This is a genomic window from Saccharibacillus endophyticus (genome assembly GCF_013185185.1).
Taxonomy (GTDB): Bacteria; Bacillota; Bacilli; order Paenibacillales; family Paenibacillaceae; genus Saccharibacillus; species Saccharibacillus endophyticus.
Genome location: NZ_JAAZWE010000010.1, coordinates 63,562 through 85,936, shown reverse-complemented (window position 1 = coordinate 85,936; position 22,375 = coordinate 63,562). Strand labels below are relative to the sequence as shown.

Below are 22,375 nucleotides of genomic sequence, written 5' to 3'. Positions count from 1 at the left end.
TACGGCCTGAATATTGTGGTTGATAATCATGATGATATTTCCTCCCTGAATTGGTTATTCCCACATCCGTGTGGTTGTTTTAGCGTGAGTTGTTCGCAGTTCATCGTTCTGCTCCGCTTCCTCCGCCTTATTATATATCGTTACTTTTTACGGTTTCATGAATAGTTTTAGCGAAAATTCTCGGATCGTTTTAATCTTTTTTAGAATGAGCCTGAAGCAAAGCAAGAAACTGCTTCGGATCGATCGCCGCGCTCTCGTTGTTCTCCTGAACCGAGGCTAAAATCTCTTTGCGGAAGATCTCGATTTGTTTCGGAGCCTTAATGCCGAGTTTGATCGTATCGCCTTCCACGGAAAGAACAGTCAATTCAATATCGTCGCCGATGACGATGGACTCGCCTTTTTTTCTTGAGAGTACCAGCATTAAGATTCCCCGCTTTCACTTTGGGATGACTGATTCAATAAGTGTTTAGTTTGATAAGACGTGTTTTGCAGTACGATCTGTCTGCCCAAACAATCCGAAACGTTAAATACCAAGGGTGCCAACAGATTAATCGTCGTTCGAGCCGGATTGCTGTTCCAGGTCACGATGCAGCGAATCGCTACTCCCTTTTCCTCGGCGATGCTCAGCTCCTCGATCAACTCGTCGGAAAGCTCGAATTCGTAATCGGGAAAATGAGTAAAGGGGTCAGTAACGATAAACGCCAGTTCCGCCTGATCAACGGCCTGTAAATAACTATACGTATCGTCCACGTCGCATAACACGTATTCCGTAACCTCTTCAAAACCGGGGATTCCCTTCGGGAATGTAATCAGATCTTCTTCGCCTACCGTTAATTCACCCAAGTGAACCGATTGAATTTGTACCATGTAGATCCTCCTCGCGATTTAAAAAAGCTACAGACCGTTGTCCATAGCTTCAGATTATCTTTTTAAACCTCAAATTTCAACATTCCGACCTTTTAACGCATGAAGTCGATCAAAGAAGAGTTCATAATATTCGCCGAAGATTTAAGCGCCGCTTCGTAAACAGTCTGGGCGCTTGTCGCTTTGATCAACGCTTCCGCAACATCAAGATCTTCCGTTTTCGACAACAACGTCGTCGTGTTTTGTTCTTGATCCAGCAAACGGCTATTCACCAATTCGACACGGTTCGTGCGCGCTCCGACTTCCGAACGCGCCGCAAGCATTTTGTTCGTTCTCGACTCTACGCCGCTCATTTCCGCCGTGATTGCCGATTGATCTCCCGATTTCATGGCTGCGACAACTCGGTCCATAGCAGCAAATACGTTATCCGAATCGCCTTTCATCCCGAAGAACTCATTGCCCGTCGTATTGATTTGGAATTGAATATTTTCTCCGATTACATACTTCACCGCCGTATTGTCGGTCTCGACTTGCGAATAATCGGTCCCGGCCGCTACCGGGTAAGGCATATCGCCGTAAGCTTGCCCATTGAAAATGAATTTGCCGCCGAATTTGCTGTTTCCGATATCCACAAGCTGCTTCTTAAGCTGTTCGACTTCATTGGCAGCAGCTTGCATGTCCGTGTCCGAATACGTCCCCGTGCTGCTCTGCACCATCAATTCCTTCAAACGGGTCATGACATCCCCTGCACTGCCCATCTGGCTGTCCGTCTCGTCCAGCCAGCTCTGTGCCGTATCGGTCGCGCGCTGGAACTGTTCGTTACCCGCCAACTGCGAACGGTAGCGAAGCGCGTAGGTCACGCCTACGGGATCGTCGGAAGGTTTGTTGATTTTGCGGCCCGAAGAAATCTGCTGCTCCAGGTTGTCCATGTTGTACAAATTGCGGTTCAAGTTGCCGAGAAGCGTCGAGCTCATCATGTTCGATGTCATCCGGATGGTCATTGTATTATTCCTCCCCTAAAAATTAGCGGCCGACCGTACCGGTGCCGTTGATGAGTTTATCAAGCATTTCGTCGAATGTCGTCATAAAACGCGCGCTTGCGTTATAAGCCTGTTGGAATTTAACCAGGTTCGTCATTTCTTCGTCGAGGGATACGCCGCTGACCGATTGCCGGAGCGTCTCGACCTGATCCGAAAGATTCGTTGCGTTCTGCGCTTGGCGAGCCGCTTCTTTCGATTGCACGCCGAGTTGGCCCGTGATCGATCCGAAGTAGTCGTCGATCGTAACCGGCGTCGAAGCCGCGCTGCCGAAGTCGAATTTCATACTTTTCATATCCGCCATGATCAGGGCAAGACCGGCATTGCCTGTCACGACCGATTCGCTAGTCGTTCCGGCTCCCGTCACGCGGAAAGAAGAAGCGATCAGGTTCGGATTGTTCTGGATTTGTCCGTTCAGCGTGATATTCCCGGCTGTAATGGCTCCGCCGGTTCCGGCGCTGCCCGCCGTAAACAAGTCGATACCCGCCGAAGGCGTCGTGCCGTCGATCGTATATCCGATCTTCATGAGTCCGTTAATGCCGTCAACTTTCACGTTGATTGGAGCGGTTAACGTCCGATTACCCGCCGTGTTCGAGAATGTCGTATTCGTTTGCGTGCCGTCCGCATTCACTACGCTCAGCGTCGTGTTATCCGGAATAACGCTGCCCGCGGGAAGGGTAACTTCAAATTGGCCGTTCGCCAGCGTATTCGCCAGCGTATCCAACTGCGAACGGTAATCGACTACGTAATCGTCCCGCGAAACGAACATCCCGTACACTTCGCCCTTATTCAGCGTTCCTCCGTCAAAAGCAGCCTTCAGGCTGGCTTCCGTTACCGGAGTCACCGTCGTGCCCGCTACCGCCGCAGCACCGCCCAAAGTGACCTGATACCCCGTATCCAGCTTCGTAACCGCCACATTCGCGATCTTCGACAGCTGATCGACCGCGTAATCGCGTTGGTCACTCAGATCGTTGGCGTTGTTGCCCATGTCTTCGACTTTTTTGATGCCCGCGTTCAGATCGGCGATCGTTTGCAGCAGCGAGTTGATCTCGGTCGCTTTCAGGTTGATGTTCGCCGTAATATCAGTTGTCATCGCATCCAATTGCTTCGATGTTTGATTCAAGGAATCCGTCATCGCAAGCGTCGTTTCCTTGATGATTTTCCGATTCGTGATATCCTGCGGGTCTTTGCTGAAATCCGACCACGCCGACCAGAAGTTGTTCATGACCGTGCTCAGACCCGTTTCCGAAGGTTCGTTCACGATCGCTTCCAGCTTGCTGAGCGTTTCCTGACGTACCGTCCAACCGCCCAGTCCGCTGTTCTCGCTGCGGAACTGATCATCCAAATACGAATCGCGCACCCGCGCGATCGCTGTCACTTCAACGCCGCTGCCCAATTGTCCGGCGCTTGTCCAGTTGCGCAATCCCGGCATTTCAAAAGCGCTGGTTGCCTGCGTCTTCACGACTTGGCGCGAATAGCCCGCCGTGTTGGCATTCGCGATATTATGTCCGGTCGTGCTAAGCGCCGTCGTCTGCGTATACAGGCTTCGCTTAGCCGTCTCCAAGGAATGGAATGTCGATGTCATAGGTTCTCTCCTTTACTCGTTAACCGCGTCTGTCGAACATGCCCGAGCTTCCGTAACCGTAGCCCTGGGATGCAGGGTGTTGATACGTTACGTCTTGCTCGGGGCGGTGCGCCATGAGTTCCATGGAAAAGTCGATAAACGACAGCGCCTGTTCGATCAACTGGCGATTCATGTCATTGATTTGCTTGAGACGCATCAGCGTTTCCGAAAGGCGAGCGTGCACGTCCAGCAGTTCCCGTTTCTCGTCCGGATCGAAGACCAATCTTGAAATTTCGGCAATCGTCAGCTTCAGTCGGGATTTGATTCCGCGTTCCTGCATAAAAGCATAAGCCAGCTCCGTACGCAGCTCGTCTTCCGTCTGGATCCGTTTCAACAATTTCGACTCGCGATTCATCGTAGCGATAAATACGTCGATTTCGTTTTTAATCACGGCTTCCTTTTTCGTCTCTGCGATTTCGATCATTTCAAGATGGGAACGGTTCAGCTGCTCCAGCTGTCCGATCAACTGCTTCAGTGCCAAGATCGTTCACCTTTCTTTCCGATTATTTTAAAAAGGGGACTTCCCCAAAAACGCCGGATCAACCGGGTTTCTGAAAAAGTCCCCCATTCCGTTATAACCTTTATCGGTTATTATCCGAGATATGGTAAGAGCTTTTCGGCAATTTTATTTGCGTCTACCGAATAAGTGCCGGCCGCTACTTGCTGCTTCAAGTCTTGGATGCGTGCTGCGCGATCGCTGTCGGCCGGTTTGTTTGCTGCTTTCAGCATATCCATCGCCTCCGTGGAAATCGTCACTTCGTCTTTTCGCGCCGTTTTCTTCGTTTCTTCGGTACGCTGCGTCTCTTGCGTGCGTTGGTAAGGGTTAATGGCTCCGATTCTCGATGTGTCGTTGATCTTCATAATATGGTCAACCTCCTAAAGGTTTGAGTTTTCGCTGAGTAAGTAAAAGCACCGATAAGCTTATAATAAGTTTATCGGTGCCTGTTCAAACATTGTTTAGAGCTATTCAAATAAAAATTTTAAATTGTCAAGCGTAAATTTGGACTATTTCTGTTTCGTTGTTCCTATTGCTGGGTAAACGAGCACGGACTTTTTAGTCGTTTCTGAACCGATCGACGGCTTTATAGGCACCGCTGGATGTATTTTTTTGAGCCTTAGGCTGATCTTTGGCGGCTTCCCGCAAATCGCCCGTCAATTTTGCCCGGCATGATTCGCAAATATTTCCTTCATGAATAAAAGTTCCGCACACTTCGCAGCCGTAACTCAAGTTCGGGGCGCTCGCGGTCGAAATGCGTCCTTCGCGAATAAAGGTAGTAATCTGCTTGACGCTGACGCCGGTCTCATCCGACAATTCCTGCATATGGGCACCTTTATTATCCCGTAAATACTTGACGCATGCTTCGTATTCGTTCTCGATATCTTTTAAGCAGGCTGCACAGACTCCTTTAAAATTCATCACAAAAACCTTGCCGCAGCGCGGACAATTCGCCAAATTCATCTCGAGGGCGCCTCCTTCTTGTTCGTTGCCGATGTTGAAATGTCGCTCAACCTTATATATCGGATAATCTTCTCATCTGTTAAAGGTTCTAGTAACTTGTCCACACTAAAGAGTCGAAAGGATTCTAGCTGCTTCTATCATTTTAACGCATAACGCATACATTACAAGCGCTTTTACGAGCGGGCAAGCGTCAGGCTGTACACGAGCACGGGTCGATCTATAACGTTTTCCAAACTTTTCAACACAGAAGCGCACACGGCTGCGGTCGTCCCCGTCGTATAAATGTCGTCCACCAGCAGGACCTGAATAGGAAAAGACCCGCCGGGATGTTTTGCGCTTCCTATTGTTTCCCATTGTTTAAAGTCCCCGGGGTCTAAATTAGGAAGTAAGGAAAAAGCATCGTCCAGATTCCGCAAACGTTCGGCCCGACTCTTGAAGCTCTGCTTGCCCGTGTGCACGTTTCGCGTCAAAAGGTCGCAAGCCGGAAGCTTCAGACGTTTCGCCAACCGGCGGGCAACAAGCTCGGCTTGGTTGAACCCTCTTTCCTCAAGGCGCTCCGCGCTCACGGGAACCCAAGTGACCAGATCCGCTTGCCACGCGCCCGCCGCGGACCGTTCACGGCACATCCGGAGGTAAGCCTGCTCCAACATGATCGAAAAAGGCTCCGCAAACCGTTCCGCTCCTCCGTATTTGTACGCCGATATCCACTCCCGCATCGTCGCATCATAGAGGACGGCGCTGCGATTGATGGAAAAAGCTCTCGCTCCCGCTTCGGGACGCCGGCAATCCGGACATTCCTGCGCCCGTCCGCATATCGGGCAGCGCGGCTTAACAATCCACGGAATCCGGTTAGCGCAGCGTTCGCAGAGCAGAGGAAGAATCATGCCAAGCTTGGCCGACTGACCGCATGCCAGACAGCTCTCGCGGGTCGGCATCAACAACGTACGCAATAATGCCCCGATATTCATCGCTTGGACTCCGAGCTTTTTCGGGCATGCCGAGGCAGCAGAAACGGCCGGGCCAATCGGTTCATCCGGCGAATTTGGCGACGGGCTCCGATCTGGGCTTTCGTTTTCTGAACTGCTGCAAAAACGACCCTGCCTGCGGGGTCGTCTGCCGAGCGCCCTGCGCGACCTGCCATCTGAACCAATGACGCTTCGTCGAACAGCCCGCTGTCCGCATCCAAAATATAGACGTCGCTGCGAGGAACCGTGACCCCTCTTTCCAATATGGTCGTCGTCACCAGCATTCTCAAATCCGTTGCCCGAAAAGATACCACTTTGCCTCCGCGTCCTTCATCCTGCGAGGAAGTCGCCCCGACGGCAATTCCCGGAAAAGCAAGACGCAGCAGCGCCGCCAGCGGCTCCGCGAACGCGATCTTCGGCACGAAAATAAAAACCTGCGCTCCTCGCTCCAACGATGCTCGCCATTTTCGCAGCAGTACATCCGGCAGTCGTTTTTTTCGCAAATATTCAGACAATGAACGCATACGAAGCAGCACCGGGACAGGCAGCGGATGACGATGATAGCGGACCGGCACTTTCGCGCAGGCCAGATGCCCTTTGCGCACCAGCGACTGCAGTTCCTTGGGCGGAGTGGCTGACAGATAAACGGTTCTCCCGTCGACTGCCCGGCAGCGTTCCGCGGCGTAAGCCAGCATGGGATCGCCGTGAAAAGGAAAAGCGTCCAGCTCGTCAATGACGACCAAATCGAACGCATGCACAAACCTCAGCACCTGGTGCGTGGTCGCCAATGTTACTCCTCCGCGCCGCCATCGCTCTTCGCTGCCTCCATACAGGGCGACCAGCGTTTCACCGGGAAAAGCTTTGCGCAGACGCGGAGCCAGCTCCAATACGACGTCACGCCGGGGCGTAGCGACCAGCACGCGACCGCCCTGACTGCGAACCTGTTCGATTAACGGAAACAACATCTCTGTCTTGCCCGCTCCGGTTACTGCCCAAAGCAGAAATCGGCTGCTTGGATCTTGTGCGGCGTAGCCGGATGTATCGGATCTTTTGGCGTCGGACTGCATGGCTACATGAAAAATGCGTCGTTGCTTCATGGGTTTGGTGGCAGCCGATCGGGACGTCCCGATCGGCGATTCCAGAAAATGCACGGCTTGTTCGGAGGCTTCGGCCTGCGCCGGGCTAAGATTCCAATACGTCAGTCTTGCCCGCAGGTCTGTTTGTGTTACTTTCTCCCTTCTTAATATGCCTTGATCTGATGCTGCGTCATCCTTTTGCTGCAACCTTGATACCAACACCTCGCAGGAACGGCTTCTCCCAAGCGCGCGGCAAGCCTCGCATCTCGCGCAATCGGACGAGCCGCACGAACCGCAGGGGCCTCCGCCGGCAGCACTGCCGCAGCGCATGCACTGATGGGCCGATTTTGTAGCAAGCACATTTCCCGAACCAAACGCATTTTTAAGACCCTGTCGAACCGCAGCACTTCTTGGCTTCGTTTTCACGGCGTTCTCCAGCTTGATCGTTCCTTGCAAATACGCAAACTGCGCGACGGATCTCCATTGCTTTTCCGAAGCAGGATCCAGCTCCTTCAACATGGACTCTACTTCTCCCCCAAGCAGCGACCTCCCGTTCAACCCTTCAGTCAATCGTTTTGCGGAATCATGCAACTCTCTAAGCCAAGTCGACGCTGTTGCTTCATTTAATGGGCTTCCAAGAACAGGCATTGCCGTATCTTGCGCTTCATCGGACTCCGCAATACCCGATAAATGCTCAAAAGAGGCCAGATCTTCCGCGTTCAGCACTTCGGCCAAACCAGAACGGATATGCCGGCTCCAGTCGGAATTTGTCCAAGCCGGAATATGCGCGTCAAGTTGGAGCGCCGCCAATGCCGTCGCCCATTGCAGGGGCATTCCCCGGGAAACGAGACGAAAAAATACCGATTCTGTCCCTCTTGCTTGTTGCAGTCCCCACCAGCATCGATCCACATTCAAATCCAGCGACACATACCAGCTCCGTTTCTTCGCATGTCCGGCAATATATACCCCTGCTTTCATTTCTGTTCCTCCGATAAATTTTTTTGAAAAATTCAATAAAAAAAGCACACCCTTTGCGCTCTTGCGAGCGTATAAGGAGTGTGCTTCATTCCTGATAATACGTTATTTTCTTCACTTACTAACTTTTCCCGAACCCTGCTTTTCGCAAGATCGGTCCCGTTACGCTGTCTCAACCTGTTTGCAGAGCTGCTTGATGTGTTGGGTATGAGACGGAGACAACGCACTAGGAAACACGAGCGTCAATTCCCTACTTTCGTCCGTAAAATGAAGGCGTTGCTTACAGCGTAACCCAGCCCATCTTGATTGCGTTGATGACGGCCTGCGTCCGGTCTTCGACTTCCATCTTTTGCAGAATGCTGCTGACGTGGTTTTTAACCGTTTTCTCGCTGATGAACAAGAATTCTCCGATGGCTTTGTTGCTTTTGCCTTCGGACATCAGACGCAGCACTTCAGCTTCGCGGCGCGTAAGCGGGTTGTCTTCGCCGCCGATGAACTTAACGCCGGCTTCTTCGTCTTGCACGCCTTCGAACATGGCGCCGCGTTCGTTAACGAACGTCATGCGTTGAAGCTGTTGAATCAGTTTGCCCGTCACTTTGGGATGAATATAAGCGTGGCCGGCCGCTACGCTGCGGATCGCGTTGATCAGCGACTCCGCTTCCATGTCTTTCAAGAGATAACCGCTGGCTCCCTTGCGCAGCGTCTCGAAGACATAGCTTTCATCGTCGTGAATCGACAGCATGATGACTTTGATGTCCGGGAAAATCTCGCGGAGTTTCGCCGTAGCTTCCACGCCGTTCTCGTTGGGCATGTTGATGTCCATCAGGATGACGTCGGGTCTGTAGGCGTTGCAGAATTCCAGCACCTGAATGCCGTCGCTGCACTCCCCGATAACCTCGATATCGTCCTCCATGTTCAAAATCCTTTTCAATCCTTCACGGAACAATTGGTGATCGTCAGCCAAAAGCACTTTAATTTTAGGTTGTTCCGAGTTCATGCTCTCCATCTTCATACCCCTTTCCATTTTCTACATTCGTCGGGATATGGATCACGATTTTGGTTCCTTGATTCTCGGCTGATTCGATCTCCATTCGTCCCTCAAGCAGCTCGACTCTTTCCCGCATTCCAATCAAACCGAAGTGCGCATGCTGGTTCGCCTTTTGTTCCAAGATATCCATGTTAAAGCCGCGTCCGTTATCCCGAATCGAGATTTTGACAAGCTGCGTCTGGTAGGCGATCTCGACGACGACATGAGTAGGGTCTCCGTGCTTGGCCGCATTGGTGAGCGCCTCCTGAATCAAGCGGAAGACGGCAGCCTCCATGGCGGAAGAGAGCCGATACTCTTTGCCCCTCGTCTCGAATACGGTGCGAATCCGGTTTTTTTCCTCGTAGTCGCGCGTGTACTTGCGAAGCGTCGGAATCAATCCGAGGTCGTCAAGCGCCATCGGTCGGAGATTGAAAATGACTTTGCGAATCTCTTCCAGGCTGAAACGCACCTGCTTTTTGAGATCCGCCACTTCTTCTTGAACGCGGCCGTAATCCTGCTTGCCCAGCATGCGTTCGACGATTTCGGTCCGGAGCGCCATATTAGCCATTAGTTGCGCCGGACCGTCATGAATTTCCCTGGAAATGCGTTTACGTTCTTCTTCCTGAGCCAGAATGATTTTCAAGCCGACCATCTGGCGGGTTTTTGCGGATTCCAACATTTTGGTTGCTTGTCCGACTTCTCCGCCGGACAAATATTCGGTGACGACACTCATTTGCGAACCCAGCGCCTCGGCGCGCTCGATCGAACTCGTGGCATTGCGCACGCGAAGATGAAGCTCGTCTCGACGGGCTCGCAAATAAGCTTCTTTTTCCCTATACACCGAAAGTTCCAATTGGAACTGCGTGGCCCGCTCATAGGCCTGCCGAATATCATTCTCCGTATATTTAACGAAATCCCGACTCACTTCCGTGAGCCGGATACGGGAAAGACGGAATTTCCCTTCGAGATCATCGACCATGTCGGCCGTGTCCGAAGTTTCCTTGATAACCTTCTGCAGTTCTGCGGTGAGCGAGTTGAGTTCGGCGCGGGACTGGTCCAATATCTCAAAAATTTGATACTTGCTGTCTTCGACGACTTGGATGGTATTTTTGATGACTCGGTTCAAAGCATCCGCTTGGAAATCCACGGGCAAAATCGACTCCATTCTCTCCGGCGTTCACCTTATCGTCAAACAGGTGATCGTTCAGAACCTATCGTATCATGACTCGATAGTCACAGTCTTCGTTTCTTGTTCCCATTTTACAAGCAATCCAAGCTGCTCGGAAACCAGCCTTACAGGGACTAAAGTCCTATTTGACACACTTATCGTGGCCGAATCGGAAGTTTTGCGTTTTCCGTTTAGAATATAGTCCTTTTTATTCAAATTTAATACAAGAAGCTGATCTCCGCGCCGAATCGAGATTGAACCGGTTTTGGCTTCCCAACCCGACGTTCCTCCGAACGCATCCGTGATGTATTTGACCGGAAGGTAAGTGACTCCGCTGCGCACGACGGGCGATACATCCATCGTGCTTGCTTTGCCGTTCGTCAGCAGCGTTTTGGAACCGACCGTCATCTTGGCGTTCACGCCTGACGGAAGACCCAACGAACCCGCGTCCGCCGGCGAGGTCGTCTTGATGTTATCGATTTCCACGAAGCCGCTTGCGGAACGTTCATCCTGTCCTTCCGCCAAATTCACGACATAAATTCGTTTGACTTTGGCCGGATACGCAATTGTACCATATTGATTGAGGTTCACACTAAGCGTTTTCCAACCGGTAAAGTTCAGGCTCTTCGCCAGATCGACGTAAACGGTCTTGCCGTCTGGGCCGACGACCTCGGCCCGGAGCCAGTTGTAGCTATTATCGCCCAACACGTCCAGGCTCAGCGCGCTTGCACCCGACGGGAGCGTTTTGCCCGACGAGCCGTTCAGGTTGATGTACGCATATTTATTGCCTGTCCCTGCCGTTGTATCATAATCGAGGCGCAGCACCTTCGAACCGGAATGCGTACCCGTACCCGACTTGATCTGCACTTTGCCGGTTACCGCGGACGGGCTGCCCGTAAACGACAAGCCGTAGGCCACATTTTCGAAGGTTTCCCAATCCGTCTCCTGCACATCGGCCAGCGTCAGCATGGTCTTGAAGCCTTCGTAGCTGGCAATCGCGTAACCGACTTTCGCTCCGCTGTTCACGGACGTCACGTTCAACGACCCGTCCTTGATGCTTCCCTTGAAGCCGACGAACTCCCAATCCAGCGCGGACGGATCAATGCTGACCGTACTGCCGGATTTCAAAGTCGCGGTTACGGACAACGGAACGACGGTACCTGCCTTAAGCGACGCCGTTGCTGCTCCCAGATTCAAAGACGAGAGGGAATCGGCACCCAGCACTTCAACCTGAAGCGTCGAGCTGACTCCGCTGCTGGTCGCCGTCAACGTGGCCGTGCCTGCTTTTTTCGCCGTCAATGTGCTGCCGTTCCAAACGACATTCGAATTGCTCGATTTCCACGACGGATTGATATTCGCCGCCGCGATCGGATTATAGTAGGTATCATAGCCCTTCACGCTGTAGTTGGCCGTTTCTCCGATCAACAACTGCGTTTTGCCGCTTACCGCAAAGCCTTTGAGCTTGCCTTCCGGAGCCGTCGTGTACACGCCCAACCCGTTCACGACGCTGCGCTGCGTCTGACCGCCGTATTCGGTCGTGAACGTGAGCTGCGCCTGTTCTTCGCCGAGCGGACGCGACACCATCGTGGTCGAGCCGCCTCCGTCCAGGTTGATGCCTTTCCAAATGCCCAGGCTCGTCATGAAGCCCTGAAGCTCGGTCAAGGACATGCCGCTGCTGCCGTCGTTGTCTTGAACCGTCACAATGTACGCATAACGCCCGCTTTGCGAGTAGCCCAACGCCGTGCGCGCCCGATAGCCGCCGATCGAGTCGACATTGCGGGAAAACGACGCGGCTTTGCCGTTATCGACCAGAATGGTGTGGCCGCCGATCATGACTTCAAGCGAAGCCGGATCAAGCTTTTGCCCCGTCGTTCGGGACACCAGGCTGTAGTCCGTCTGCACGCGCGCGCCCACGGTCAGATTCGCTTTCATGTAAGCCGCTGCTTTCCCGTGCGCACGCAGGATATAGGCGCCTTCCGGAACTTTGCCTTCCAGAGCCTTGTTCAGCGACACTTTCGTGACGACACCGTTTTCCACCAAAGCCTCGGAAGGGATCGTCGCGCTGTTCTTCGGACGTTCCGCGTTGCCCCAGGCGTCCGTGTAGATGTACATCGCATCGACGTGGCTGTAGCCGCCGTTCGGCTCCGGACTGTACGAGACCAGATTGATTCCCGCCAGGTCGAACGCTTGTCCGCCATCCGACTTAACCGTACCGGAAAAATCGTACTGGTCGATCACCGGCTTGCGGTCTTTGGTCACGCCGAACGCATACATCCCTTTGAGCTCGGACGGGCTGGACATCAGCACGCCGTTCGAGACTTGCGCTCCCATCGGAGCTCCTTCGGCCGCCGTATTGAAATAATCGCCGTTGACGCCCGCTACGGCATCGGTTTCTTTGGCCATGCCGCTAACGGTTTGCAGCGTGGTGAACTTACCGCCTTTTCCGGTCATGACATCCAGCTTAACGTACGGATTTTGCAGATCGACCTGGATGACGCTGGCCAGGCCGGTCGCTGTTTTGCCTGAACGGGGTACGGAGTATTTATAGGTTAACAGATTCGCGCCGGACGTGATGATTTCTTCATTGGTCTTGTTGATGGAAACGGCTGCCGCCGCAGAAGCCGCGTGCACTCCCGTCAACGCTCCCCAGCCCGGAACAGCGAGCGGCTGCACGACCAAGGCTCCGGCCAATACGGCAACCATCCACTTTTTCCCTATCTTTTTGCCCTGCTTATTCATGATGTTCGGTTTCGCTCCCTATCTGTACAGATTCGTTCGCGTATGTATGACTAATCCATGCGAGGCCAATATACGCCACTATTGTAATAGACTGAAACGACGCGCAAAAGTTCCTGCAAATTCGACAAAAAAACAAACTACAATAAACCATTCTACCTCACTTCCGCAAAATGAAAAGAGAAAAAGCGATCATTTCACCAAATAATTTGAAGAAATGATCGCTTTTGTGTATAGTTCGAAAAAGTCTGAGCGAGGAGGACTAGGCGAACTGGTTCTTTGGAATTATTTAGTTGGTTAGTTCAAATATCCTGCTTTTTGCAGCACACGCGAAAGCATGACGACGGATTCCGATTTAGTGGCGTTTCCTTTCGGATTGAACTTCCCGCCCGTTGCGCCTTGGATGACTCCGGCTTGAACGGCTTTGGCCGCTTCGTCGGTATATCGAATATTGGCTCGATCTTTAAACGAAGATAAAACCTGATTAGTGCTGCTGCTCAAAGACACGTCCGTTCCCGCATAGTTCAGCGCGCGCACCATCATGATCGCCATTTCTTCGCGCGTAATCGAAGCACCGGGTTTGAAGCTTCCGTCCGGATAACCCGTCACGATGCCGGCTTTGACCGCGGCTCCGATCGAGCCGATCGGCACTTTGCTGTACCCGATATCGCTGAATACGGACGCGGCTACCGCATCGTTGCTCAGGCCCAGACCGCGGCTAATCAGCTCGGCAAACTCTCCCCGCGTAATAGCAGCTTTCGGCGCAAACGAACTCGTCAAACTCGGGCTAAGCACGTATTTGGCGCCCATCTCGTTTACGGTTCCTTGCGACCAGTGCCCGTTAACGCCGGAAACCGTCGTGGTCGAGTTCACCGGAATCAAAGTCCGGCTTCCCGCGAACGAACCCGTCAGCAGCATTCCGGCTGTCTGGGAGGCCGATTTGCTGGGCGTGAACGTCGGCGAAGTCGAATTGCCGTCAAAGTATACCACCGATGTCCGGGAAGCCGGAGCATTCACGTTCAGTTTCATCCGGTAGTTGCCTTGAATCCCTGTTGCCTCAGACGACGAATAAATGCCGCTGGTCGTACTGATCAAAGTCTGAATATCGACCGGATTGCTTAACATCTGCGCATTGGCGTCGCTCAACATCGTAATCGTGCGGCTCAACGAAGTTGTCGGCAGGCTTTCGATCTGCACCGTCAACTGCGAATCCGTACCGCCGGACACGCTGCTTAACGAAGATAACGGAAGTTCATAGACCATGTCTTTAAAACGTACCGCAAACGACATTCCGTTTCGCTGCGCGTAGGCATCTTTCAAAGGTTGGATCGGAATTGTGACGAGTCCGGCGTTTTCGGCATCCGGAACCTCGAAAACGACCGCTCCGTTTTTCGCGCTGCGCGCAAAAGCCGTGTCCAACGCACCTTTGAGCGCGGCCGCATTGATCGTATACCGATGCGTATTGGTATTGAATGTCGTAGAGGCGTCGGAAGACGTCGCTCCTGTACGCTCCATCAGCAGCATCTCTTTTCCGAAATCAGAAGCAGGCAGTACCGAACCGTCCGTAGTCGGGTTCGTGGTCGGATCTGTGGAAGTTGTCGTGCCGGTCAAATTCTGCACGGCCATCCGGTTGAAGCCGATCACCTGCGTGCCGGATACGTTTTTCAGCGGGTTGACTCCCGGCATGTACGAGAGCGTGACGCTTTGCCCGGCTCGCAGATCGCTTCCTAATTTGAGCGTAAGCGTGCTGCCCGCAAACGAAGCCGAAGTGACTTCCACGGCATTGTTGTCCGCCGTAACCGAAAATTGTCGGAAAGCCGACTCGTCCGGCGTATACAAGGAGCCGGTGAAGGTTACCGCAATCTGCCCGCCGCTCCCCGTTGCTGTACGGATACCGCTCGTTCCGGATGCGGCTCCGACAGGCTGGAGATTCAAATAGCCTGCCGCATTGCCGTTAAGATCCGTCAATTTCAGCGTACCCGGCACATAGGATACCGTGATATTGCCGTTTGCGATCAAGGAAGAAGCCAACGTCAAACGCACTTTGCTGCCTTCGATTTTGACCGCATTCACATAGACGGGCGAGCCGCCGGACAATACGGAGAATTGACTGTTTGTCGGAACTGCATCCGTCCGAAGGGCCTCGTTATAGTTCAAAATCAGCTCCGTGCCCGCTACTTCCGCATTCACGAATTCAGGCGGACGGGTGTCTAACAAGTTGCGAACGCCGAAGTCGGAAAAGGCGGAGATATTTTGCCCCAAATAATCTTGAAGCGGGGCTCCGTTCGGCGAATAGCCGACTTTGACTACCGCTCCGTCGGGAACGCTCGAATCCAGATACAGCAGCAGCGCTTGAGAACTGCTGGTCAGCGAACGAACGTTGTAGGCCCGTCCGTCTACCGTGACCGTAAACTGCCCGGAAGCTTGGGAAGCGGGTGTTTTCAAGCCGTTTTCAAAGATGAGGGTGACCATGCTGCCGTATACCGTGCCTTCTTTCGGCTTCGGCATCGCGCTGTCGATTCCGTTGGATACGGTATAAGACGCAAGCGACGCAGCCGCATTGCCGCTGGTATCGACCAAAGGACGAACGCCCGGATCATAAGAAACTTTAACGTCCTGGCCTACGGCTACTCCTGTATCCAAACGCAGATAGAGGCTGTCCCCGCTGATATACACGCTGCCCGGCACCCGTTTCTCGCCGTTTACCCATACCGTATAGCTGGAGAGCAGCGGAGTTTGCGACGCATTCAGCGACTTGTTATACGTCAGGCGAATCAAAGTCGGACTATCAAGCTTGGCGCTCTGAACAGTCGGTAATGCCGTATCCGAAGCGGCAGTCTGGAAGCTCCAAGACGTACTGCCTTTCAGGCCCGCAAAAGAAATGCCGTCGTTGGCGCGATCGCGTACCGACCCGTTTTCAAGATCGATATAATAGAAGGTTCCTGCCGCCAGTTTTTCTTTGGGCGAAATGACAACTTCCGTAGTATTCGCCGTATTGACGCTCACATCCGCTTCGATCTTCGCTCCGCCGTTTCGATACAACGTAATCCCCGTACCGCTCAGCGTAACGCTGCGATTGAATCGAATGCTCGGCTTGGACTCGACGGAAACGCCTGTGCTGCGATCTACGGGAGTCATGGAATAGACCTGAAGAAGCGTATTGTTTGTCGTCGTCGAGAAGGACCAACTTAACGGCTGGCCGCTTTTGGGATAAGCATTCCCTTCCGAGTCGCCGAATAATCCGGCCGGAATCTCAACGGTGTACGTGTAGCCTACGGCTAACGGCGTTGTCGGCGACAAAGTTACCGTATTCGTTCCGCCGCCCGTAATCCGACCCGAACCGATAGTAAGCGTATCGGTTACGCCGTCATTCCGACGGATCCGAATATCTCCTGCTCCGCTATTCGGGTATACATTACGGCTGAAGGTCAATTGCAAATTGGAACCTGCTGTTACACCGACGGTACCGGCCGCAGGATTCAGCGTATTCAGAGCAAGCGCATCTCCCGTCGTAGTGAACGTCCAATCTCGAGAAGTCGCAATGCCGGCAAACGAAGTCCCGTCCAAATCCCGGAATGTGTCCGCACCGGCTAATACATAATAAGTCGTATTACGCTCCAAACCCTTATAGGCTGCGGAAGCTTTGGTTCCCGTTTCGCTATCCATAGTAAACTCGCTTGGAGTCAAGGTTTGAATCAGTTTGCCGTCGTTGAGACGATAGATCGATACGCCTCCTTGGTTCGGCTGAGCTTCCGTCCCTTTATTAGGGGTTACCGGTTCGCTGAACGTAATCGATAATGTCCCCGCCGTATTCGCTCCGGACAATCCGTTTTGCGGACTGCGTGTTTGAACGGTCGGAGGTACGTTGTTGGCCGATTCCGTGCGGAACGACCAGTCGATGGCTTTGGGATAGAATCGGCCTGACAGATCCGTAAAGACGTTCGCATCGATATGCGCTTCGTAACGGAATCCCGGCTTGAGTCCCGTCTGCGACGGATCGATAGTTACGTTAGCTGTTCCAAGCCCCGTAACCATCGTGGAGAGGACCGGAATCGTGATAGGCGCAGCCGAATTCGGCTGAGACGGGTCGATCTCTTTCAAAGTCACGACACCTTCGCCTGCGATTACCGCTTCCGTAAAGGTCAAACCCAGTTTGCTATCCGCCTTCACTCCGATCGCGTTATTCACCGGTGTTGTGTTTACAAGGTCCGGGTCTGTTGTGTCGGCTTCGGCTCCTGTTTTAAAGGTCCAGGTCAACGCGTTCGTGATCCCTGTCCAAGGCGCGGCTGCTACAGCTTGCTGTTTCTCCGCATCCGTCAATACGGGCGTAAGGATTCCGGCATCGGCCAGAATATAATAACCGGTATTAGCCGCAAGCTTTAGCTTATCGACAGGCAGCACGACTTGAGTGCCGTCGCCTTGAAATTGCAGAGATTGACCATTGAACGTCACGACAGGCGTATTGTCGCTTTGTTTGAATAATGTGAATTTTTTGGCTCCTGCGCCGGATGCCAATTCAACTTGACGATCAAATGTCACTAAAAGCCCTGGGGTTAAAGAAACGTTTTGCCCCTTGCTTGCAGGCGAATATGTTTTAACGGAAGCTGCTGCCTCCACGGTGGCCGCAGATGCGACATAGCTTCCTTGCTCTCCGGTTAGCGTCCCCCACGCTGCCGGCATCAGCGTATTAATCAGCATCAAGGAAGCCATTCCTAACGCGATTTTGTTCTTCATTGTATACCTCTCCTCCCCGGATTCCTAAAAAAGACAGTCCCTTTCTATATCGGAAGAGAGTAAGCAAATAATTAGCCGCCGTTGGAAAAGATAGTTAATCGTTATATTCATAAAAAAGAGACCTCGTTAGAGGTCTCTTCTCAATTTTTCGCGTTTGAAGCGCTTCTCGAACCGTTACGCGCCTGCTTGGGCTTTAAGCTCTTCTGCTTTGTCTGTACGTTCCCATGGCAGATCTACGTCTGTACGGCCGAAGTGACCGTATGCTGCCGTCTGCTTGTAGATCGGACGACGAAGGTCCAGCATGCGAATGATGCCTGTCGGACGCAGATCGAAATTGTCGCGCACGAGCTTAACCAGCGTTTCTTCGCTGACTTTGCCTGTTCCGTACGTATCCACGCTGATCGACACCGGGTTTGCTACGCCGATCGCGTAAGCCAATTGAATCTCGCATTTGTCGGCCAAGCCGGCTGCTACGAGATTTTTTGCGACGTAACGGGCTGCATAAGCCGCCGAGCGGTCGACTTTCGTCGGATCTTTGCCCGAAAAAGCACCGCCGCCGTGACGGGCATAACCGCCGTAGGTATCGACAATGATCTTACGCCCGGTAAGACCTGCATCGCCTTGCGGTCCGCCGATCACGAATCGTCCTGTCGGATTAATGAAATATTTGGTTTCTTCGTCTAACAAATCAGCGGGAACGACCGGCAAAATAACATGCTTTTTGATGTCGTCTTGGATCTGTTCCAACGTAATACCGTCGGCATGCTGAGTGGAAACGACGATCGCGTCAACGCGAACCGGCTTGTCGCCGTCGTATTCGACCGTGACTTGCGTTTTGCCGTCAGGGCGCAAATAATCAAGCGTTTCGTTTTTGCGCACTTCAGATAAACGACGAGCGATACGGTGAGACAATGCAATCGGAAGCGGCATCAGTTCCGGCGTCTCATTCGACGCGAAGCCGAACATGAGTCCCTGGTCGCCGGCACCGATGTTTTCGGTTTCCAATTTCATTTGTTCCGGATCGCGAGTTTCCAGCGCCGAGTTGACGCCCTGCGCAATATCGGCAGACTGTTCGTTGATCGAGGTCAGTACCGCACACGTATTGTAGTCGAAGCCGTATTTTGCACGCGTATAACCGATTTCCTTGATCGTGTTGCGTACGATAGAAGGAATATCAACATACTCGGATTTCGTACTAATTTCGCCGATAACAAGCACCAGTCCCGTAGCGACCGCGACTTCGCAAGCTACCCGCGCATTCGGATCATTAGTCAAAAACGCATCCAATACCGCATCGGAAATTTGATCGCAGATCTTATCTGGGTGACCTTCCGTTACGGACTCGGATGTAAACAAACGCCGTCCTTGAAGCGACATAAGCGTGTACCTCCTTGAGTTGTTACATAAAATTCCCGTATACAAAAAACGAACCTATTCCCGTAGGGAAAAGGTTGATTATTCCATCCTCGAATGTAATGGTAACTGATTGGGAGGTTGGGTGTCAAATATAAAAGAAAAGAAGCTCCCTCGTCAGGGAGCTTCTTTTCTTGAAACAATCTGATTTATAAGAAATCAGAATTTAGGAAGATTAACGAGTAGGTACTGTACCAGTAACTGTGAAGCTTCCCAGTGCTGCGCTAGAAGCTGCATCTGCAGGACCCGTAGCGATCAGCTTAGTAGTAGCATTTGCCGTACCGTCAAATGTTACGTACAGCGAGGAAGATGTAGTAGCTTCTGGGATCAGGAACGTTACGCGAAGCGTATTGTTGTTGATCACTTGTACGCTAGTACCATTTACAGCAGAGTTTGTTCCAACGCTAGCTTTGAACAGGTTAGCTGCTGCAGTTGTAGTACCTGTAGTGTTTACATAAACATTACGAGTAACCGGAATATCTACAGTAATTTGATCGCGTGTTGTATCAGCAGTGTATACAGCACGAGTTACTGCAGTAGTCGGAACCGTAGAAGAAGTAGCAACCGGTCTAATTGCATTGGTAACATCCACATTTTGAACAACCGAGTTGCCGAATTGATCATTCAATCCTGCAAACTGAAGTTGACCGTTTGTGAAGTCAGCCGAAACCGTGTCAGGCAGAGTGATTGTCAGCGTTCTGTTGTTGTTCGAAGCTACAACGTTTGTAGGTCTTACACCTGCAGTGTTACCTGCATAAGTGAAGTTAACATTCGAAGTAGTAGCTCCCGATACAGGCGCCGTGAATGTTACTGCGATTGTACGGTCATTGCCTACGCTTGGAGTTGCAGTAGGTACTACCGAAGAAGTAGCGTTAGTAATTACTTTTCTTGCTTCTACACGGCCTTGGTTATCCGAAGTCGTGAAGAAAGTACCCGAAGTATTACCAACGTAGCTTGCTACGATAGTTTGGTTCAGAAGGCCAGCTGCAGAACCGTTAGCATCAACGAAGTTTCTAGCATAGATACGAACAGTGTTAGCACCTACAGGTTCAACATCTGCATTACGATCAGTCAAGATCGTAGTCGATCCCAGAGTTGTGCTGTTCGAAGCTACTGGTGCTGCAAGACGGTATTTGCTAGCTTCCAGTGCATTTCCTGTGCCGCTAGTTGCGATTTGACCGGAGAATTGAACGTATACCCACGATCCGCTAACCCAGCTGCGCTCCAGAGTAGCTGTAGCCGATTGGCTCAGCGTCAGTTGTGCGCTGTAAGGAGTCAAGATGTTTTGAGCTGTAGTTACATCACGTACGCCTGCAACTTCCAGCGTGTAGTTTGTAGCTGTGAGCGAAGTTGTAGGACCCAATGTTACGCGTACAGTACGGTTATTCGAGTTAGCGCGTACTGTTGGAGCAACGACTGGATGTCCTTGGTCAGTCAGACCTGCGCTAGTTACAACTGCGCCGCCAGTGCTTCTCAGCGTGTAGTTGTTACGGTTCAGAGCCGAACCAGCTTCAGTTCCGTCGATGTTTACAGCTTTGCTGAATTGAACATCTACATAGTAGTTACCATTTTCCGAACCAACAGTCGTACCAATTACGGTAGGAGCAGTCAGATCCAGAGTAGGAGTAACTGTAGCTGTCAGCGTTTGAGCTGTGTTGTTGCTGTAGTCGGTTACGCCAGTCAGCGTAATCGTGTTAGCCGAGAAGCTCAGGTTGCTTGAGAACGTCAGTTTAGCCGTTCTGCCGGAGATTTGAACGTTAGCAGGAGTCGAAACGTTGTTAGCACGTGCGCTAGCAATGCTACGAACTGGCTCACTGAACGTTACGGTTACTTCACGCAGATCGTTCGAAGTCGTCGAAGCGATTGTTGGAGCAGTTGTGTCTGCTACTACAGTGAATGTGCGTTGTACTGGAGCCAATACCAGACCCGAGTAATCGCGTACGTTCGACAGGCTGATTGTATGTTCGCCAACTGTCAGCGGAGTTTCGATAACAACCGAATTTCTGTCGTAGTCGTAGTTGAAGTTTGCTGCTACAGCGCGGCCGTCGATGTTGATGCCGGCAACTGTGATGGAGCTTTCTACAACAGGCTCGCTGAATACAACTTCTACTGCGCCAGTGCCCAGAGCGTTGACTTCAGTGATTGTTGGAACAGCTACGTCCGAAGGAGTAAAGTTAACTGTACCGGAGATCAAAGTCGATCCAGTGTTTTGTTTTACGCCATTAACTGTTACCGAAGTTTGACGGTTGTTAGTCAGTTGGTTGCCTGTTCCTGTACCTTGGCTCAGCAACAGTGTCACCGAACGGTTGTCAGCAGCCAAAGTAGCTGTTTCGATCGTCAGATCCGGAATGCTGTAGTTGTTTACGTTTTCTGCGGAAGTCTTGTCGACTTGTCCGTCGAAGTTTACAGTTACTTGCTTGAGGTTGCTTGCAGCGGCGCTGTCTACTTTAGTAGCGTCCGTTACAGTCCAAGTCACGCTTTCGCTGTACTCTTTACCGTCGTAAGTGAAAGTTACAGTAGTCGCAACGTTTGGCTTAAGAGCCGTAGTTGGTTTAACTGTTACTTTTTCACCGTTAGCCAGTGTGAAGACTACAGTTGCGCCGTTATCCGTTACTTCGTAAGAAGTTACGGCTGGTTTAACAACTGCTGTTTGGTAAGCGTAAGCTGTGTCAACCAGCAGGCCGCGAGTTGCTGCTGCAGTGAAGTTGGCAGTGTTGCTGATCAGACCAGCGTTGATAGCTGCTTGTACTTCGCCTTTAGCCCAAGCCGAAGCGCTATTGTTGATGCCAGTAGTAGGAACGTCCAGCTTAGCTGCGCGTACCAGTGTAGCTGCCATCTCTTGAACTGTTACTTTACCGTTCGGGTTGAACAGTTTTTTAGCTCCAGTTGTAGTACCTTGCATGTAGCCGGCTTTCGTTACGGCTTCAACGTAAGGCTTATACCAAGCGTTCGCATAGTTTTGGTCTTGGTAGGAGTTCGTGCCAGTAGCCGAAGTTTCCAGACCAGTCAGCAGTGCTACGACTTTCGCGAACTCAGCGCGAGTCATGTCTTTATCCAGGTAAGCATTTCCGTCTGGGTAGCCAGCGAAGATACCTTGAGTTACCAGTGCGTTATACTTCTCTTGCGTAGTCATTGTTGCTGCGGAAGTGACCGAAGCGAACATCGAGAGAGCCATAGCCGTAGAAAGGGCCAGGGATACAATTTTCTTCATACCTTTTTGTTCTCCTCCTTGGAGTGTAAATGTGTTTTTTTTGTCTGTAGTTGGTTCGCATTCGCTCATGTTACTCATTAGCTGAT

15 protein-coding genes are annotated in these 22,375 nt (G+C 51.9%); all 15 read right to left on the bottom strand.

The window, feature by feature from the left end; genetic code table 11:
* Positions 1 to 190: 190 nt before the first annotated feature.
* Complete coding sequence (csrA, locus tag HRQ63_RS24460; RefSeq protein WP_172247767.1) at positions 191 to 421, bottom strand: carbon storage regulator CsrA; 231 nt, start codon at positions 419 to 421, stop codon at positions 191 to 193.
* Positions 421 to 867, bottom strand: coding sequence for a flagellar assembly protein FliW (fliW, locus tag HRQ63_RS24455; protein WP_172247766.1), 447 nt, complete (start codon positions 865 to 867; stop codon positions 421 to 423). The genes csrA and fliW overlap by 1 nt, the downstream gene beginning before the upstream one ends.
* Positions 868 to 959: 92 nt before the next feature.
* Entirely contained in the window at positions 960 to 1,865 is a 906-nt protein-coding gene (gene flgL, locus HRQ63_RS24450; protein WP_172247765.1) for a flagellar hook-associated protein FlgL, read from the bottom strand.
* A gap of 22 nt (positions 1,866 to 1,887) precedes the next feature.
* Positions 1,888 to 3,486, bottom strand: a complete 1,599-nt coding sequence (gene flgK / locus HRQ63_RS24445) for a flagellar hook-associated protein FlgK (protein ID WP_172247764.1) — start codon at positions 3,484 to 3,486, stop codon at positions 1,888 to 1,890.
* 19 nt (positions 3,487 to 3,505) lie between these two features.
* A complete protein-coding gene (locus HRQ63_RS24440) occupies positions 3,506 to 4,006 on the bottom strand; it encodes a flagellar protein FlgN (RefSeq protein ID WP_172247763.1) in 501 nt (166 codons plus the stop codon).
* A gap of 110 nt (positions 4,007 to 4,116) precedes the next feature.
* Positions 4,117 to 4,386, bottom strand: coding sequence for a flagellar biosynthesis anti-sigma factor FlgM (gene flgM / locus HRQ63_RS24435; protein WP_037287172.1), 270 nt, complete (start codon positions 4,384 to 4,386; stop codon positions 4,117 to 4,119).
* A 193-nt stretch (positions 4,387 to 4,579) separates the two neighbouring features.
* Complete coding sequence (locus tag HRQ63_RS24430; protein ID WP_172247762.1) at positions 4,580 to 4,984, bottom strand: TIGR03826 family flagellar region protein; 405 nt, start codon at positions 4,982 to 4,984, stop codon at positions 4,580 to 4,582.
* Between the two features lie 173 nt (positions 4,985 to 5,157).
* Positions 5,158 to 5,952: a ComFC family protein gene (locus HRQ63_RS24425; RefSeq protein ID WP_172247761.1), complete on the bottom strand. Its 795-nt coding sequence runs from the start codon at positions 5,950 to 5,952 to the stop codon at positions 5,158 to 5,160.
* A complete protein-coding gene (locus HRQ63_RS24420; protein ID WP_172247760.1) occupies positions 5,949 to 8,003 on the bottom strand; it encodes an ATP-dependent helicase ComFA in 2,055 nt (684 codons plus the stop codon). The genes HRQ63_RS24425 and HRQ63_RS24420 overlap by 4 nt, the downstream gene beginning before the upstream one ends.
* 277 nt (positions 8,004 to 8,280) lie before the next feature.
* Positions 8,281 to 9,006 (bottom strand): response regulator, encoded by a 726-nt coding sequence (locus HRQ63_RS24415; RefSeq protein ID WP_037287163.1) that lies wholly within the window; start codon positions 9,004 to 9,006, stop codon positions 8,281 to 8,283.
* Complete coding sequence (locus HRQ63_RS24410; RefSeq protein WP_172247770.1) at positions 8,978 to 10,174, bottom strand: sensor histidine kinase; 1,197 nt, start codon at positions 10,172 to 10,174, stop codon at positions 8,978 to 8,980. The genes HRQ63_RS24415 and HRQ63_RS24410 overlap by 29 nt, the downstream gene beginning before the upstream one ends.
* A 72-nt stretch (positions 10,175 to 10,246) precedes the next feature.
* Positions 10,247 to 12,934 carry a stalk domain-containing protein gene (locus HRQ63_RS24405; protein WP_172247759.1) on the bottom strand — a complete coding sequence of 896 codons (2,688 nt, stop codon included), beginning with the start codon at positions 12,932 to 12,934 and terminating at the stop codon, positions 10,247 to 10,249.
* A gap of 294 nt (positions 12,935 to 13,228) precedes the next feature.
* Entirely contained in the window at positions 13,229 to 17,665 is a 4,437-nt protein-coding gene (locus HRQ63_RS24400; RefSeq protein ID WP_172247758.1) for an Ig-like domain-containing protein, read from the bottom strand.
* A gap of 174 nt (positions 17,666 to 17,839) precedes the next feature.
* Entirely contained in the window at positions 17,840 to 19,042 is a 1,203-nt protein-coding gene (gene metK / locus HRQ63_RS24395) for a methionine adenosyltransferase (protein WP_172247757.1), read from the bottom strand.
* A 211-nt stretch (positions 19,043 to 19,253) separates the two neighbouring features.
* Entirely contained in the window at positions 19,254 to 22,367 is a 3,114-nt protein-coding gene (locus HRQ63_RS24390) for an S-layer homology domain-containing protein (protein WP_172247756.1), read from the bottom strand.
* Positions 22,368 to 22,375 lie beyond the last annotated feature (8 nt).